Source organism: Niastella sp. sgz303648, assembly GCF_059587045.1.
The window spans coordinates 27121-44957 of the sequence record NZ_JCAPSW010000020.1 but is presented as its reverse complement, the minus strand read 5'-3'; the positions used below and the strand labels follow the sequence as shown (position 1 = coordinate 44957).

The following is a 17837-nucleotide window of genomic DNA, read 5'->3' as shown; positions in this document are numbered from 1 at the left end:
TAGAACAATCACATATTATTTATTGAACGCCACTCCTACCGCCCCAGGGTTCTTTCCTGTTATCGCTGATAACTGATTTGAATATTTATCTGCCAGTTCTTTCTTTCCGCATTGCAGTGCTGCGGTTGCCGCTCCATTCAAACCGTTGTACCGGTTAGGATGGTTTACCAAATCAGCTTCATATGCATTCAGCGCTTCAACGGGCCGATGCATTTGCAACAGCATATCTGCCAGCAATTCGCGGGCGGGCAATACTTCACCGGGTGTAACCGGATGTTTTTCGGTTTTATCTTCCATATCGGCAGCTGCTGTCATTTTTTCGAGCGCCGCTGCATTATTTCCTTCTTTCCATAATATCCAACCTTCCGAAGCTTTGATCTGAATATCTACCTGATTGGCTTTATAGCTTTCTTTTTGAGCAAGCAACTGGTTGCGAAGCATATTCAATGCGTTTAGCTCTGCCTGTGCACTATCGATGTTATTAATATGAACAAAGCCCAGCAGCCGGGCAAAATGAATAATTGATTTTTGCCAGGGAAATTTTTGCATGGGAAAACCGGCAGGCGATGTTTCAAGAGCGGCGGCTTCTTTCCATAACCGGTTCTCGAGCACATAACGGGCAGGAATAGCAGCAAATGTATAGGCGCCTTTCAAATTAGGCGGGTTTACTTCCCTGAAAGTGTTTAAATAATCCCATTGTTCCTTTGCCCGTTTCAAATCTTTCTTTTGCAGCAAGGCATATACTAAGTAATCCATACTGTGCAGTTCTTCGTCCCAGTGTCCTTTTATACCGGCATTTTCGGCATAACATTTTGCCGATGCAATAGAAGCCAGATTTGACCTGATGCAATCATCCCATAAACCCAGTCTGGTAAAAATATGCGAAGGCATATGCTGTGCATGGGCCGAAGCAGGCGCTACCGAGGCATATTTACGGGCAGCGGGTAATGCCAGTTGCGCCAGTGACGGATAATCGTAGGTATGAATAATATAATGAATAACACCGGGATGCATGGGGGCATTGGGATAAACAGCGTTTAATATGGCTCCTGCTTTTTTCTGATTCGTGTATGTTTTATCGGCAGGATCGGCAGCGGCATCGAGGGCCAGGGCGTAGAATATGGCTGCTTCAGGATCGGCAGCATACTTTTTATACACGGTTTCCATGGCTTTTTCGTACCGGTTACAACGGGTACGATGGTCCAGTTTCTTAAAGTCATTATAATACACCGATAAGGCCCTGATATAATCCGCTTCTCTGTCAGTTACCGGTTTTATACCGGCAGCGATTCGCAACGCTTTTTCGCCTTTTATCAACTCAGGTTCCTCAGGTGGCGTCCATAACGGATGATAATTACTCATGGCAACGCCCCACCAGGCCATGGCGCATCGGGGCTCCTTTTCAATGATGGCAGCAAAAGCTTTTTCGGCTTCGTCGTATTCAAAAGAGTGCAACAAGGCTACCGCAAAATTGAATTGTTTTTGCAGGTTTTCGTTGCCTGAAATGGTAAAGGCTACGGTGCCCACCTGTTTATCATCGGGCCCGCATAAAACGGTAGCGCCCTTTTTCAGGTTAATGGAACTCATTTCTTTTAATAACATTTGTTTTGACGGTTGTTCCCTGCACGACAACAACATAACCTGAACGTATAAAAACAAACCTGTAGATTGAATGAAACGGTTCATAACATAACACATTTGCATACATGAAGAATGGTGCAGGGAACAGATAAGTGTAGTTATCAACGGGATTAGAAACGATCGAAGAGGCTGCTAAAGTTAAAATTTTTACAAATACAAATGGCCACGGATTGCGTTGGCCGCGGCAGGCGGCCCTTTGCTCCTGCGGCCTCATTGCCGGGCGAAACGAAGCATTTCTATTTATAATATTAAATCAATATTTTTACGATTAGCGGTTCCCCTAACATCACCTTAAAAAACAACCAATGAACCAAAAACCCTCTAATGCTTTTATCGCTGCATCATGGATCGCCCTTGGCGCCGGAATGGCAGGCTTTTTAATCGGTTTATGGCGTGCTCAAATGCAGCTCAATGAAAAAGGATACTATTTCACCGTTTTAATGTTCGGACTTTTTGCCGTTATATCGGTTCAAAAAAGTGTACGAGACAGGCTCGAAGGAATTCCTGTTACAGATATCTATTACGGAGTAAGCTGGTTTTGCACCATTCTTTCTATTGTTTTATTAGTGGTGGGACTTTGGAATGCCACCATATTGCCCAGCGAAAAAGGATATTATGCCTTTTCTTTTATGCTGGCCCTGTTTGGCGCTATCGCCGTACAGAAGAATACGAGAGATGCGAAGGCGGTTGAGAAGAAAGATAGTTGATCAGTTGAAAAGTTGACCAGTTAACAAGTTAACTTGTCAACTGGTCAACTTATTACTAATACCTACCTTTATAATAAAAATAGCCATGGATAACAAGGGGCTGCTTTTTATACCCGATATCAGCGGCTTTACCCGTTTTGTTAACGAATCGGAAATTGAGCACAGCCGCTATGTGATACAGGAATTGCTCGAGGTGCTGATCAATGCCAACCGCATCGGGCTTGAAATTTCTGAAATTGAAGGAGATGCCATTCTGTTTTACAAATTTGGCGAAGCGCCTGCCCTTGAGCAGATTTATCAGCAGGTGTCGGACATGTTCTGCGCGTTCCACAGCCACATTACCGCCTACGACCGCCGCAGATATTGCCAGTGCGAGGCCTGTAAAGGCGCCATTAACCTCTCATTAAAAGTAATATCGCATTATGGTGAGTTTACCGATTACCAGGTAAAAAATTTCAGGAAACTGATCGGTAAAGATGTTATAGTTGCCCACCAGTTGTTAAAAAACGATATACAGCAGCATGAATACTGGCTGGTGACAAAAAAACTGATAAATGACCAGCAACCGGCCGATCTGACACAATGGATGCAATGGGCCAGCAGCGCCAAGGAAACCGAAACAGGCGTTATTCCCTTTCACTATACCATGTTAAGCCGGTTGAAAGACCAGTTACCATCCGAACCCGTTGCGGAACCTGATCTTTCGGATAAAGTAAAGATCATTTCGGTATCGAAAGAATACGAAACCAATTTCATCAGGTTGTTTCATGCTACCGGCGATTTCAATCAACGCGATAAATGGTTCGAAGGTGTTAAAAAAGTTGAAACATCAGGGCCTCTGCTGCCACGGGTAGGCATGAAATGCCGTTATATACTGGAAAACGATGAGGCGGTGATCGAAAGCAGCAGCATCAATTTTAATACAGAACTAATCCGGTTCAGCGAAACGGAAGGAAAAAAGCATATTACCAGCCTTTATACCCTTGAAAAAACCGGCGAAACAACCGCCCGGTTTACACTTGATATTTACCTCAGGAAAAACATCATCGCCCAGTTGCTGTTTAATCTCACCGGAAAACACAAAATGGAACAAAATCTGCAAAAATCACTGGCAAATCTCGAAAAGCTATTACTGAAAATGAATGTACCCGCCGCATAACCGCTTTTGTCATTTTGCCGGTTTATTACAGTCTGTTACAGGAATAAATAATGACGCCGGAAAGTCATCATCACAATTCTGTAAAAAAAATATTTTAATTCTGGCAAAGGTGTATTATAAACGAAAAAAAAATGGTAAATTAGGTTAGATTGTAAAACGATCGATTGCTATCAAAAATGAAAGGGTAAGCACTATCACTTTCAAAGGTGTATTGTCTGTAAACGGGCCCAACGAAGCGAAGCAATTCATCGTATAAGTGAAGAAGCATAATTGATGCACGAAAAGAAATTAATAGTTTCATAAAAGAAGAACAAGGATACGCCGGAACAATTTGTTGCGGTTCGCCCGGCATAATTTTTGATCTTTTATTAATAGAAAATATGCACATAACCAGTGCGTTTGCAAAGTGGGGGATTGGCATTTTAACAACTTCCAACAGGTACCGGATCGATTGATGAATTTCATGAACAGGATCTTTTAACTACCACCATTTTGAGAACACTCCGGATGAAAGCATAGCTCAATCAGCTACCTTTTTTGCTTGCATATTGGGCAATTAACAAAAGCAGCATATTACAGGCAACCGCTGTCATAAGTAGAAGATCATATTATCCTCTTTTTAGCTCCACCCTAATGAGCCGATAATATGTTGTAACACCTTTTAACACCACTAACAGATCCGAAGAAAGACGAATTGTACACTCTGTATCCTATTTACTGAATAGAATAGATCGGAATAAGAAACTTATTTAAGCCAAGATTTTTACGCTCGTATAAGGCAAACTCCTTAGAACTGTTTTTTGTAACTAAAAATTTAAGAGATATGAAAAAAGAACACACCTCCCTTTTCAGCAATCTCTTTGGTGCAAAGGGCAAGCCCACAGAGTCAGAAAAGTCAACACCGGTTGTAATTACTTCTTACTCTCAGCCGCATGTTCTGCAACAGAGAATGAAAGAAGAAAAATTGTCGCATGGTGAAACTGTGACAGCAAACATTTCACCGGTTAGACTTGAAAGCAATTTCGGCAAAATGGTATTGTATTTTTGCCCGATGCAAACAATTGAGATTGTTCAAAAGGTTAATGCCGGAGACGGAGGCAGTTTGCCGGCTGAAGCTATTGTAGATGGTTTAACAGTTCCCGGAAACTGTAAACCCGGCTTGTATACATTAAAGAATGTACAGCTATCTTCCAATGGAACCATGCAGGTTATCGCTACTGAAAACACAATGTGGGAAAGCGTTTAATCTGAACAGATCGGTTTAATAAGTGTATCCAATGGAGTAGTTATTTTTGATGTGTAGCCCTGATGAAGCGGGATGCAGGTACATCTTCGTCTTTGTATTCTATCTACTAACAAAAGTTTCACCATTGTCTCTGCCTCACTTACAGATCTAAATATTAAAACCTCCCGACGCATCGGGAGGTTTTTTAATGTCGCTATTTTACTTACCCACACATACAAATAATCCCGCCATTTGGCGGGATTGCTTTATAAGCGGCATTTAAATTGTCAAGGCCTATTTACATTCCTTTTTCATGTTCACATTTCCATTCGCCTTTTTTCCATTTAATAGTTCCCCATTCGCCTTTCATCTTGCCTTTTTTCTCATCACCTTTTTGTTTCTTTATAGCACCTACAGGAGCCATACTGGTAGTACCACTCCATTCCCTGATCTTTACGCCCTCTGGAGTCCAGTAAACACGGCGACCTTCAGGATTCATCAGGCGCAAATCATCGCCCACGATCATTACCTTCCTGTTGTCGAGTTTGTATTTTCCATCGGGTGTTCTGACCAGCATATTATTAACAACAAGCCCCGTTACACCTTCCACGGTATCTTCATTATTAATAACATAGTAATCAACCGGCATACGCGTTTTTCTGTTAATTGTCATATACCGTACGGTATCATAATAAATGTCTACAGGCATGCCTGTATTCAAATCAAGATAGCTTACCGGAGCGGGGGCGCCGCTGAGAGCAGATGTATCCGATTTTTTCGGAACGGTATCTACCTGCTGTGCATACATTGTTTGAAATGAAAAAGCGAACATTGTGCAAAGAAGCATCATTACCCTGCGGGAGTTTCCTGGTTTCATACTCTAAGTTTTAAGGATGGATGAATATAGTTATCAGAACAAACCAGGTATAACCATCTTCAGCTTTATTACTACCGTAATTTTAATGCCATCTTAATTTAAGACAGCTATTAAGATTTTCAGGTAGTTAAGCTTCCGGGATGCTATTGGCAAACCAGCGATATTATAATCTGTTGCCATATTTCCGCATTTATGGGGTCAGATACCATTGAAGCGTTTCGTGGAGTACAGTTGTTGTTACAGAAGTTAATTCAAACAGGGATTGTACAGATAAAAACTGATGGTTATATGTTATACTCAAAATGCATACCATCATTTTAAAATGTGTAAGAACCCATGCCCGTATATTGAACGATTTCGTGTAATCCCTATTTTTATACATTATTACTTAACCATTTACCTTTTTGCTCTATGAAAAAAATACCCTCTTCATTATCTTCAGGTATTTTACTACGCTCATTTTTTTGGTATCAACCCATTTTTTACAGGCACAGCTGAATACAATGGCTGCAGACGACTCCATCGGCGATGGCAAACCAGCTGCCACCGTTCGCATAGCGACTGTAAAGGGATTAGCAACCGACAAAGCCGACAACCTTTATATACTTGATAATAAACGGGTGCGAAAGGTGAATGCAGCAACCGGTATTATTACCACCGTAGCCGGAAATAGTGAACCGGGCTCAACCGGAGATGGCGGGCCCGCTGTAAATGCAGGCTTGCAGTTGCCCGAAGCTATGGCCATAGATGCCGATGGAAACATATACATTTCAGAACTTACCCGTATCAGAAAAACAGATGCTGTTACAGGTATTATTTATACAATAGCAGGTACAGGCACTGCAGGTTTCAACGGCGACGGCGGAGCAGCCATCAACGCACAATTGTTACGTGTAAATTCCATGGCTATTGATGCAGCAGGAAATATGTATATGACCGACGGACAACGCATCAGAAAAATTACCAAAGCTACCGGTATTATCAGCACCATTGCCGGCACCGGCATAGCAGGTTATACAGGCGATGGCGGCCCCGCCATTCATGCGCAATTCGGAGGTCCCAGGTCAATTACCGTTGATGCAGCCGCCAACATATATGTGGTAGATAATAATAACAATGTAATTCGTAAAATAAACGCTACAGGAATTATTTCAACATATGCAGGTATTGGTGGTGAAGCAGGATTTAGTGGCGACGGCGCACCGGCAAAGGACGCCCGTTTGGCTTATACCTGGAGCATTGTGACCGATGCCGCCGGCAATTTGTACCTGAGCGATAATAACAGAATAAGAAAGATAGATGCCGCTACCGGTATTATTAGCACCGTAGCAGGCACCAGTTCAAAAGGCTATGCCGGCGATGGGGGCAATGCTGCAGTTGCCAGGTTTAACAATACCCGGTATATAACCATCGGCCCTGCCGGCAACCTGTATATTCACGACTTTAATAATTTCGCAATCCGAAAAATAGCCGCTGCCACCAACATGATAAGTACCGTTTGCGGTAATCAGCCATAGCAACATCGGAAATTACGGTTACCTGCACACTAATAGCCGGTTTCAGCACAGTTATCGGCCTAAACTGCGCGGTTATTAAAAAAACGTGTATCCCTGTTGGTTGGCTTTTGGTAATGATTAATTTTACACACATTTCCAAAACCATAAACCTTTCCATATGAATAAAAATTTACTTGCCTTCAGGCATTCTTTCACCATTATTTTTTTACTGTTTACTCACTTTTTACAGGCGCAGATCATTACAACCGTTGCAGGAGGAAGCATTGGGGACGGCAAACCGGCTGCATCTATTGGCATTGTGGAAACAAAGGGATTGGTTGCCGACAGCGCCAATAACCTGTATATACTTGATAATATTAACAGGCGGGTGCGAAAGTTAGATGCAGCCACCGGAATTATTAATACGATTGCAGGAAACGGAACATATACATCGACCGGTAATGGCGGGCCTGCTGTGAATGCAGGCTTATTCATGCCCGAAGCGATTGCCATTGATGCATCGGGGAACATTTACATTTCAGAACTTACCCGTATCAGAAAAGTTGATGCTGCTACCGGTATAATTAATACCGTTGTAGGAACAGGTGTATCAGGATTTAGCGGCGATAGCGGTCTTGCAGTGAACGCACGGGTATCATGGGTAAGTTCCATAGCTGTAGACACTGCAGGGAATATTTATTTTACCGACTTACAACGTATCAGAAAGGTCACCAGCGCAACCGGCATTATTAATACCATTGCCGGTACCGGAACAGCCGGTTATACGGGCGACGGTGGTTTGGCCATTAATGCCCGGCTCGCCGGCCCCAAATCAATTACTGTAGATGCAGCTGCAAACATTTATGTGGCAGATAATAATAACAATGTAATACGAAAAATTACTGCCGCTACCGGCATCATAACTACTTATGCCGGTACAGGTGCATCAGGATCAGGTGGCGATGGCGGCCCCGCAACATCAGCACAACTGGCCTACACTTATTCAATCGTTGCAGATGCTGCAGGCAACCTGTACCTGAGCGACAATAACAAAATAAGATTGATAGATGCGGCCTCCGGAATTATTAAAACAATAGCAGGGGGAGCTGGCCAGGCAGGCTATACCGGCGATGGAGGCAATGCACTGTATGCCACATTTTATAACACCAAGTATGTAACCATCAGCCCCTCGGGTAACCTGTATATTCACGACTTTAATAATTTTGTAATTCGTAAAATATCAGCAACCACCAACATTATCAATACCATTTGCGGAAACAATTCCATGGGATACGGCGGCATCCCGGGTCCTGCATCACAAGTGCAATTTTATCATCCGGCACATATTGCTGTTGATTTACACGACAACATTTATCTCGCCGATAATTATAATCATAAGGTTTACCGGCTGGATGCCGCAACCGGCACTATCAGTACCGTTGCCGGTACCGGTAAACAGGGCCTGCATCATGGTGATGGCGGGCCGGCAACATCAGCCAATATTCTTACGCCGGCAGGTGTTGTGACTGATTCAACCGGGAATTTTTATTTTTTAGACGGTGGCATTGCTGTAAGAAAGGTAAACATTTCTACAGGCATCATTTCAACCGTGGCGGGCAATGGTGTTCAATATGGGTACAGCGGAGATGGGGGACCGGCAACGTTGGCAAAAATTAACTTTGCATCGGGACTGGCTTTTGACAGGGCCGGTAATTTATATATTGCCGATAAAGAAAACAATGCAATACGAAAAGTAGATGCGGTAACCGGTACCATCAGCACTGTTGCAGGGAATGGCACAGCCGGTTATTCGGGAGATGGCGGTTCGGCCACATCGGCCACCCTCAACAAACCAATTGGAGTAACGGTTGACCGGTGGAACAATATCTATATTTCTGATAATTCGAATAACGTAATACGCAGAGTAGATGCTGCAACCGGTATAATTACTACAGCAGCAGGAACAGGTATAGGAGCTTACAGCGGAGATGGCGGGCCTGCCACTGCAGCAGCCATCCGTTACCCCTATGGCCTGGCAACCGATACAGCCGGTAATGTTTTTATAGCCGATCAGTTTAATCAAAGAGTTAGAAAAATAACCATTGCAACCGGAATCATAACGACTGTAGCGGGAACCGGATATTCATTATATAATGGAGATAGTATTCCTGCTTCAACTGCAGGCTTAAACAATCCAACGAACGTATGCTTTGATGCAAGAGGAAATTTACTCATCGCAGATAATGGTAATAACAGGATACGTAAAATTATTTATGATACAATACCTGCAGATGCTATAGCAAGAGCAGCGTTAAACAATACGGCTGCAATCGCGGCCAATATAATCACTACAAAAATTTATCCCAACCCTGCCCGTGAAAGCGTGATCATTTCACTGAAAGGACGTATTGACGGAATAACGGCTATATCAATTACCAACATAACGGGAAAAGTATTGTTGAATCAGTATACCAGCATGCAGAATAGTCCTGCATTCACCACTACCCTGCCCCTGCAGCAATTTTCAAAAGGAATTTATTTTGTGACCATTTATGTAAACAAGGCAAAATATGTACATAAACTGGTGATCCTGTAAGCAATAGTCAATAGGCAATAAGCAATAGACAATAAGCAATTAGCAAATACCGGTAAGGGAGTCTATTGCCAATTGCTTATTGCCTGTTGCTTATTGATTTTATATACTAAATCCACCATCGATGGTCAGCATGGCGCCTGTCATGAAACGGCTTTCATCGGCGCTGAGGTAAGCAACCAGTTCGCCGATATCACCGGGAGTGCCATATTGCGGAATGGCCATCATGCCCCGCACAAAATCGGCATGGGCGCCGTTGGCAGGGTTCATATCGGTATCTACCGGGCCCGGCTGAACGAGGTTCACGGTTATTCCACGCGCTCCCAGGTCGCGCGCCATTCCTTTGGTAAGGCCTATCAATGCCGATTTGCTCATGGCATACAATGTTCCGTTGGTAGCCGCCACCCGGTATGCCATATTGCTGCCGATGGTAATGATACGGCCGCCTGTTTGCATATAACGGGCAGCTGCCTGCGAGGCCGCAAATACAGCGCGAACATTAACAGCAATGGTTTTGTCGAAATCTTCTGTACTATATTCGTTCAGTGCTTTACCAATATATATACCGGCGTTGTTCACCAGAATATCTATACGGCCGAATTCGGACACTGTTTTTTCAATGGCTGCAGCCAGGGCATCAGGTGCTGAACTGTCAACTAACAAAGCGAGTGCCTTTTGTCCTGTTTTTTTAATTTCGTCTGCAACCTGCTGCGCCTGTTGGGCGCCATTTACATACGTGAACACCACGTCGGCTCCTTCTGTTGCCAGCCGTTTTGCAATACCGGCGCCAATACCGCGACTACCGCCCGTAATAAATGCTACTTTGTTTTTTAATCTCTTCATAATGATCTTATTTTTTTATCGCTTGCAAAACTATCGGCTACCTGTTAATTTTGCCGGTACGTATAATGTTGTTAAGTACTATCAAAAATGTAAGTAATGCGAAAAGAGAGCTCAACGAACTCATTGAATAAAATCAGCATAGAAAACGGATGCGGCATGTCGTATACGCTTACACTAATAGGCGGAAGATGGAAACCTGCCATCTTATGGAGATTAACGAAAGGCAAAATGCGTTACAGCGAACTGCGCAACGCCATACCCCTTGTAACGGAACGGATACTGGTGTTGCATTTGCGCGAAATGGAAAAAGACGGATTGATCAAACGCATTGTATATGCCGAAGTGCCACCGCGTGTGGAATATGAGTTAACGGAAAAAGGAATATCGCTGCGGCCTGTGCTGAAGCAGTTATCTGATTGGGGAGATACGAACAGATAGCAGGATTTTACTTCAGGGTATATGTTTCAGGTTGCAGGTTTTCCTTGTAACCTGTAACCTGAAGCCTGCAACTATTCAACTGGTTCTACTCTTTCATGCTCTTAGATATCATATCCTCCGGAGTCAGCTTCCATTCATTATCAAAAAACCCCGCCATTTCAATACCGTTTACACCATCCTGCAGCATGTTCGTCCGAAAGATCATATAATCGGGAAAACCGCTGCCACCGGCAAAGTACTGGTTTGCATTGGCTGCATTCATTCCTTTGATGCCTGTGCCTCCTATAACCGCTACAGAAGCAATTGGTGAGTTGCGCAACGGCCATATGAAATATGCAGCAAGGTCATCGCCTTCTATTTTTTTATCACCGGCTGTTATGTTATTGCGGTTCACCTGAACCGGACAATCGCTTAACAAAATTTTCCAGGCTGCATTGGTGGCCGCATTGCCATATAACACTACCCCACGGCCGGCATATTTTGCAAGAGAGAATTCTTTATCGGCAATGATATCAACAGCGCCATTACCGCGGTAATACCAGGTTTCGGCATCATAGCGCGCTTTGTTAAAGCTCCACGCCTGTTCTTCTTTGCTGCCGCCTGTTGCATATACAAAAACCATGTGGTTATTAAAAGCTTCTTTAAAGGTACCATACCGGTGCGGACCTTTTTGCTCTACTGATGGCGGGGCGCTGATTGTCCACACACCATTTTCATTGATCAAAAACAAACTATCGTTATCACCGGAGGTAGTATAAACAACCGGCTGCCGGTTATCGAGCTGTATACGTACTGTTGACCGGCTGCCAAATTGAGTAAGCAATAGTTTCAGCAGGCGTATATTTTCAGTGGTGCCTGTAATGGTACGCTCCTTTACGTTCCGGGTAAGCTGCAGGTGGCTGTATTGTAAGGGATGCTGTTGCTGATATATTGTTGCCCAGCGATAAGCAGCCGAAATACCCGGGTTGGCAGTGATAAAATCAATCTGATGAAATGAACTATCGGGCAGGCGTGTGTGCCATTTAAAAAAATCGAACAAAGGCTTCCAGTCAACGCATTGATCGCCGAACCAGTGTTCCCCGCCCGGGTATTCATAATAACTCATATCGGTATGAAAATCGGCCAGCAGCTTTTTCATCTGACGGGCATACCGAACAGAAACCACTTTGTCAGAATCGCCATGCAGTACATAAACGCCCAGCGCTCTGTAATTGGTGGCCAGTTTGGGCACATCGCTTTGATTGCTGGCGCGCAGTAACATTTGTTCCATGGGCGATTTACTGCTGTCGGGGATCAGGCCATCGGCCGATCCATATCCTTTTAAAGTAGGATAACCCGAGCAAGGCGCAATACCGGCCCATTGAGCGGCATAGGTAGCGCCCAGAAACCAGGTGCCATGTCCACCCATTGAATGACCGGTAAGATAAATTCTGTTGGGATCGGGTTGAAAGCGGGCTTTGGCAATGTTCAGCACTTCCAGCGCATCGAGCCGGCCCCAGTCTTCCCAGTTAAATCCACGCGGACGCCGGTTGGTAGCCGCCACCAGCGTGCCCCAGTCTTTCGACTGGTACGCTTTCGCCTGGCCAATGGCTTCAACACCCGCCCCATGTACCGATAAAAATAAAGCCGATCCGGGTGCAGGCGATGGTGTTTGCGGTGTAACTGCATAATACTGCAAACTTCCGTCGATGGAGCTTATAAAAGTATTACTGTATTTTTCACTGGCTGTTACAGCTTCAAGGGTGATTTTCCTTTCATCGGCAACCTGGTTCTTTTTCATAAAAACAACGGTACCGTCGTAACGGCCTTTTTGTTCAATGCCTTCTGTATTAAAATCAACAATAATTTTTCGACTGCTCATGGGCGGCACATCGGGTAATGCACTTCGCGTTTCTTTTTGCGCCAGCACCGTTTTTACCTGAAGTCCTTTTTGCCATTTATCTGTATTGTTAATAACTACAATGGCGCCCTGTACCGTGCGGAGGCCGTTGTTCAATACGATATGTGGCAATGTAGCATCTTCGGTATTCAACAGCAGCGGCTTTTGTTCAAAGATCAGGGTCGCGCTTACCAGTCCGCCACGCACGTAAAATTCGTTAAGTCCTTTTTTTAGTTTCACCGGAATGTATAACCAGCCCGAAGCATAGGCATCGCCCATATGCAGTATTTCGTTGGCATATACACTCCCGTTACCTTTAATATTCAACAGGGCTGTTTGTTCTTTAGCCGAAGTATAGGTCAGGTATAAATAGCTGGCGCTGCCGCCGCCAAAGCCGCCACGCATGCGAAAACGATGGGCGCTATCTGCTGTTACCGGTTCCCACGTAATGCTTTTATAGCGCTCGTCGACACTCAGCGGGCCGCCTGCCACAGGTGTATTCAGTGTATGATTATATAGCAACCAGGCCAGCTGATCGGTGTATATCGCCTCACGGCCATACCGGTTCGCTGCATTCACCATCAGTCCCTGGGTGAAATTCAGCGTGTCTTGTGTGAACACTTTCAGATTGGTGAGAAGAAGTATTAAAATCAGCTTTAATCTATTCATGGAGATACAAGTTACAGGTTACAAGGTACAGGTTACAAGGTACAAGGCGCAGGATTTTGCATGAGGGGCAGGTGAACGTAGCGAATGGTTACAGGTTACAAGTTACAGGGTACAAGGTCTTGATATTCGATCGACGTTCATTACAATTAACCCTCTCTGCCTTGCAACCTGAAACCTGCAACCTGTAACCTGCTCTTTACAACCGTTTAACCATTTTTTTGTAATATTGTTGCAAATTTATCTACTTTTGTAACCACATGGCAGGGAATCGGACCATAACAAAGATCACGGCTATATTGCTCATGCTGGTTTTCAGCCAGAAGATGGGACTGAGCCTGTATCTGCACAACTGGTTTCACGCTGCCAAACTGCATTCCACCGCATCAAAACCCGTTTCGAACCAGGAACTGAAGTTTGCCTGCGGTTGTATCAACGATTTCACCCTTCCGTTTACCGAAACAACAGCATTTGAAATACAAATACCTCATTCGGTAAAACAGAAGCTGTTCCCCTCACCTGCTTTTAGTTACCCTTCTATATACAAATACTTCCATTCGCTTCGCGCACCCCCTGTAATTGCCTGACAACTTATTGCACGTTTACTTTTTTATGCGTACAGCTTAAAAATTCATCATTCATTTATTGTGAACCCGCCCGAACTGTAAACACATTTTTACACAATCACGCAATCATTACCCAACCACGCATTGGCAATTGGGCAAATTCAACCATTTATGAAATCAGTAAATGTATTACTCACATTCCTATGTAGTTTATTTACTTTATATAGCTATAGTCAGCAAAGCATCAACATTGAAAATATTCACGAGCCGGCGCATACAACCGGCGGCAGTATCCTATCGGGCAAAATAACCGATTCAAAAACCGGTGAAATATTGCCGGGCGCCAGCATTTATTTACACGATCTGAAAAAAGGAACTCAATCCGATGATAAAGGCATGTACCGCATTACCAATCTGAATGCCGGCAAATACTTGCTCGAAATTACTTACCGTGGATATGCTACTATCATTGAAACAGTAGTGGTGAACGGTGATACGCAAAAAGATTTTGCGCTGAAAGAAGCCGTAGTAGAAAATGAAGAAGTGACTGTAACCGGCGTTTCAACCGCTACCCGCACCAGGCAATCGCCGCAACCGGTAAATGTGATTAAGAAAGAGCAACTGTTCCAGATCTCTGCAAGCAATGCCATCGATGCATTAACGAAAACCGTACCCGGTGTAAACGGTTTGAGTACAGGCCCTGCTATTTCAAAACCGTTTATTCGCGGACTTGGTTATAACCGCGTTGTAACTATTAACGATGGTATGCGGCAGGAAGGTCAGCAATGGGGCGATGAGCACGGTATTGAAATAGACGATTACAGCATTCAGCGTATTGAAGTGTTGAAAGGCCCCGCATCATTAATGTATGGCAGCGATGCACTGGCGGGTGTTATAAATATCATTACGCAACGGCCGGTTGCCGACGGACATATCACCGCCAACGTATTAAGCGAATACCAAACCAACAATGCCCTGCGTGGTTTTTATGGAAATGTAGCCGGCACCAAAAACGGTTTCAGCTTTAATGCCTATGGTTCGTACAAAGGCGCCGAAGATTATAAAAACAAATACGACGGCCGTGTTTTCAATTCAAAGTTCTATAATAAAAACTTTGGCGGTATGCTGGGTTACAGCGGCAGCTGGGGTTACAGCCACCTGCTGGTGAGCAATTTTGATCAGCATATCGGCATGGTCGAAGGCGATCGCGACAGCGCTACCGGCGCTTTTATCAAAGCATTGCCGGGCGGTACTGAAGGTATTGCAACCAATGCAGACTTCAAATCGATGACACCTGAAATTCCTTATCAGCATATCAGGCATTTTAAAGTAGCCACCGACAACAGCTTTTCACTGGGCAAAACCAGTCTCGATGTTACTGTAGGTTTTCAGCAAAACCAGCGACAGGAATTTGGCAATGCCGATGAACCTTCAACACCCGATGCATGGTTCAATTTAAAAACAGTTAGTTATTCAGTACGATTGCATTTGCCATCTGCCCAATACTGGAAAACTACTATTGGCATCGGCGGTATGTCGCAAAGCAATACCAACAAAGCCAATGACGTAATTATTCCTGATTATAATTTATTCGATGTAGGCGGATTCGTATTTACGCAATACAACAAAAACAAATTATCGCTTACCGGCGGTGTACGTTTCGATACCCGCCATGTAAACGGAAAACCGATGCAGGTAGATAACCAGCTTAAGTTTAACAACTTTACCAGCAACTTTTCGAATGTATCAGGAAGCGCAGGACTTAGCTATGCCGCCAGCAATCTTGTTACGCTCAAATTCAATCTGGCCCGTGGTTTCAGGGCGCCCAACCTCGCCGAGTTGGCCAGCAACGGAGCACATGAAGGCACCAACCGCTACGAAGTGGGCAATAACAACCTGAAATCAGAAACCAGCTTACAGGCCGATGGCGGATTTGAACTGAACTCAGAACACGTTTCATTTGAAACCAACCTGTTTTATAATCACATAAGCAATTTTATATTTTATGAAAAGATGCAGAATGCTGCAGGCGCCGATTCAATACTCACCAACCCCGATACCGGTAATGAGCTGAATGTATTTCGTTTTGATCAGAGAGATGCTAACCTGGCCGGGGTTGAACTAACGCTGGATATTCATCCGCATCCGCTCGACTGGCTGCATTTCAAAAATTCTTTTTCCTATACACGTGCGCAGTTTGCGCAGGCAGTAGATGGAACAAAGAATATTCCGTTTATTCCGGCAGCCCGTTTGTTTACCGATCTGGGTGTAAACTTTTTTTCAAAGGGCACTCGTTTCCGCAATCTGCATATCAATCTTGAAAGTGATTACACCTTCAAACAGGATCATCCTTTTACAGGTTTTAATACCGAAACCGCAACCGGCGACTACTGGCTGATCAATGCCAGCATCGGTACCGAATTTGTAAACAATGGCAAAACTATTTTCAGCATTCTTTTCACCGGCAATAACCTGGGCGATGTAGCTTATCAGAATCATTTAAGCAGGTTAAAATATACAGCGGTTAATAATGTAACAGGCCGTATGGGTGTGTTTAACCTGGGCCGCAACTTTGGCATCAAACTGAGCGTGCCGCTTGATTTTATATTTTAAGTCGGAAAGACGGAAAGTCCGAAAGACAATACAATTCAGCGTGCATCTTTCGGACCTCCGGACTTTCGGTCTTCCGGACTTTTCTGACTTTCCGACTATCTTTGATCTAAACCATATCCATGAGCAGGAAAGCAACATTACCCGAAATCCCCCAATATCCATTACAGGGATTCCGCCGATTGCACCGGCAGGAAGAAGAGACTTCAGATTTTGGCTATAACCGGTTAGATACGATTCAACCTGTTGAAGGTTTTGAAGTGTATTCCAGTTCGGGATTAAAACCTTCACTAGGTCCGCTGAAATCGGCTTTTTACCGCATGAGCTTTACCATTCGCGGAGGTGTTGATATACAAATAGGTCTTGAACATTTCAAACATCAGCCGGGCACAGTTAGTTTCACCTATCCCAACCAGGTTTTTTCAAAAAGCAATATCAGTCCTGATACATTTGGATATTATCTTTTATTCAATGATGACTTTTTAAACGACATCATCCCTTCGATTAAAATTCCGCAGGAGTTTCCGTTTTTTGATAGTACCGGTATTCCGTTTTTTCAATTATCGCCCGATGAAACAGTTCGTGTTGAGCAGTTTCTGCTAACCATAAATGAAGAGTTGAAGCAAAATCGCCTCTGCAGAGAAAAAGCCATTAAAATGTACCTGTACCTGCTGTTGCTCGAAGCAAAAAGAAGTTATGAACGGCAGCAATTACATCTTACCAATAATCGCTCCGAAGGCGAATACCTCGTTTCGCGTTTTCAAAAACTGGTGGGCCGTTATTTTTTATCAAAAAGAAAAGTAAGCGATTATGCCGATCTGCTGGCTATAACGGCAAACCATTTAAACAGAATGGTAAAAGAAGTGACTGGTAAAACTGCATCCGACGCCATTTCAGAAATGCTGGTGCGGGAAGCAAAGGCGGTACTGAAATACACTGATGCAACTGTAGCTGAAATTGCTTATCAGTTAAACTTTAGCGAACCCGCCTCGTTCAACCGCTTCTTCAAAAAAATGACGGGTGAACCGCCTGCCGCCTTTCGAAAAAACGCATTGCAGCAACATGCATGATCCGGTCAATACAAGGCATGATCGGGTCAATCGCCGGCTTTACCATTCGTGCGAAATTTGTTCTCAC

Annotated in this window: 13 protein-coding genes; 9 read left to right on the top strand and 4 right to left on the bottom strand. The window is 44.0% G+C overall.

Going from position 1 to position 17837, the window contains the following annotated elements; all coding sequences use genetic code 11:
• Positions 1-15: 15 nt before the first annotated feature.
• Positions 16-1686 (bottom strand): tetratricopeptide repeat protein, encoded by a 1671-nt coding sequence (locus AC59IL_RS34175; RefSeq protein ID WP_496556755.1) that lies wholly within the window; start codon positions 1684-1686, stop codon positions 16-18.
• A 260-nt stretch (positions 1687-1946) separates the two neighbouring features.
• Here AC59IL_RS34175 and yiaA point away from each other — a divergent pair, with 260 nt between their 5' ends.
• The 3 genes from yiaA (at position 1947) to AC59IL_RS34160 (ending at position 4753) form a co-directional block, all read left to right on the top strand.
• A complete protein-coding gene (yiaA, locus tag AC59IL_RS34170) occupies positions 1947-2348 on the top strand; it encodes an inner membrane protein YiaA (protein ID WP_496556754.1) in 402 nt (133 codons plus the stop codon).
• 85 nt (positions 2349-2433) lie between these two features.
• Positions 2434-3507: a DUF2652 domain-containing protein gene (locus tag AC59IL_RS34165; protein WP_496556753.1), complete on the top strand. Its 1074-nt coding sequence runs from the start codon at positions 2434-2436 to the stop codon at positions 3505-3507.
• An 823-nt stretch (positions 3508-4330) separates the two neighbouring features.
• Complete coding sequence (locus tag AC59IL_RS34160) at positions 4331-4753, top strand: hypothetical protein (RefSeq protein ID WP_496556752.1); 423 nt, start codon at positions 4331-4333, stop codon at positions 4751-4753.
• Positions 4754-5030: 277 nt separating this feature from the next.
• Here AC59IL_RS34160 and AC59IL_RS34155 read toward each other — a convergent pair whose 3' ends face one another.
• The gene (locus AC59IL_RS34155; protein ID WP_496556751.1) at positions 5031-5609 is read right to left on the bottom strand and encodes a hypothetical protein; all 579 of its coding nucleotides are present in this window, start codon (positions 5607-5609) and stop codon (positions 5031-5033) included.
• Between the two features lie 404 nt (positions 5610-6013).
• Here AC59IL_RS34155 and AC59IL_RS34150 point away from each other — a divergent pair, with 404 nt between their 5' ends.
• A complete protein-coding gene (locus tag AC59IL_RS34150; protein WP_496556750.1) occupies positions 6014-7126 on the top strand; it encodes an NHL domain-containing protein in 1113 nt (370 codons plus the stop codon).
• Between the two features lie 157 nt (positions 7127-7283).
• Entirely contained in the window at positions 7284-9701 is a 2418-nt protein-coding gene (locus AC59IL_RS34145; RefSeq protein WP_496556749.1) for an NHL domain-containing protein, read from the top strand.
• Between the two features lie 99 nt (positions 9702-9800).
• On the opposite strand, the gene AC59IL_RS34140 is transcribed toward AC59IL_RS34145, so the two are convergent.
• Entirely contained in the window at positions 9801-10541 is a 741-nt protein-coding gene (locus AC59IL_RS34140; RefSeq protein ID WP_496556748.1) for an SDR family NAD(P)-dependent oxidoreductase, read from the bottom strand.
• A 96-nt stretch (positions 10542-10637) separates the two neighbouring features.
• Here AC59IL_RS34140 and AC59IL_RS34135 point away from each other — a divergent pair, with 96 nt between their 5' ends.
• Entirely contained in the window at positions 10638-10979 is a 342-nt protein-coding gene (locus AC59IL_RS34135; RefSeq protein WP_496556747.1) for a winged helix-turn-helix transcriptional regulator, read from the top strand.
• 85 nt (positions 10980-11064) lie between these two features.
• Here the strand turns inward: AC59IL_RS34135 and AC59IL_RS34130 are convergent, their stop codons facing one another.
• Positions 11065-13527, bottom strand: a complete 2463-nt coding sequence (locus AC59IL_RS34130; RefSeq protein WP_496556746.1) for a carboxylesterase family protein — start codon at positions 13525-13527, stop codon at positions 11065-11067.
• A 257-nt stretch (positions 13528-13784) separates the two neighbouring features.
• Between AC59IL_RS34130 and AC59IL_RS34125 the strand changes: the two genes are divergently transcribed.
• The 3 genes from AC59IL_RS34125 (at position 13785) to AC59IL_RS34115 (ending at position 17770) form a co-directional block, all read left to right on the top strand.
• A complete protein-coding gene (locus tag AC59IL_RS34125) occupies positions 13785-14111 on the top strand; it encodes a hypothetical protein (protein ID WP_496556745.1) in 327 nt (108 codons plus the stop codon).
• Between the two features lie 150 nt (positions 14112-14261).
• Positions 14262-16703 carry a TonB-dependent receptor gene (locus AC59IL_RS34120; RefSeq protein WP_496556744.1) on the top strand — a complete coding sequence of 814 codons (2442 nt, stop codon included), beginning with the start codon at positions 14262-14264 and terminating at the stop codon, positions 16701-16703.
• A 119-nt stretch (positions 16704-16822) separates the two neighbouring features.
• Positions 16823-17770: a helix-turn-helix domain-containing protein gene (locus AC59IL_RS34115; protein ID WP_496556743.1), complete on the top strand. Its 948-nt coding sequence runs from the start codon at positions 16823-16825 to the stop codon at positions 17768-17770.
• The last annotated feature ends 67 nt before the right edge of the window (positions 17771-17837 follow it).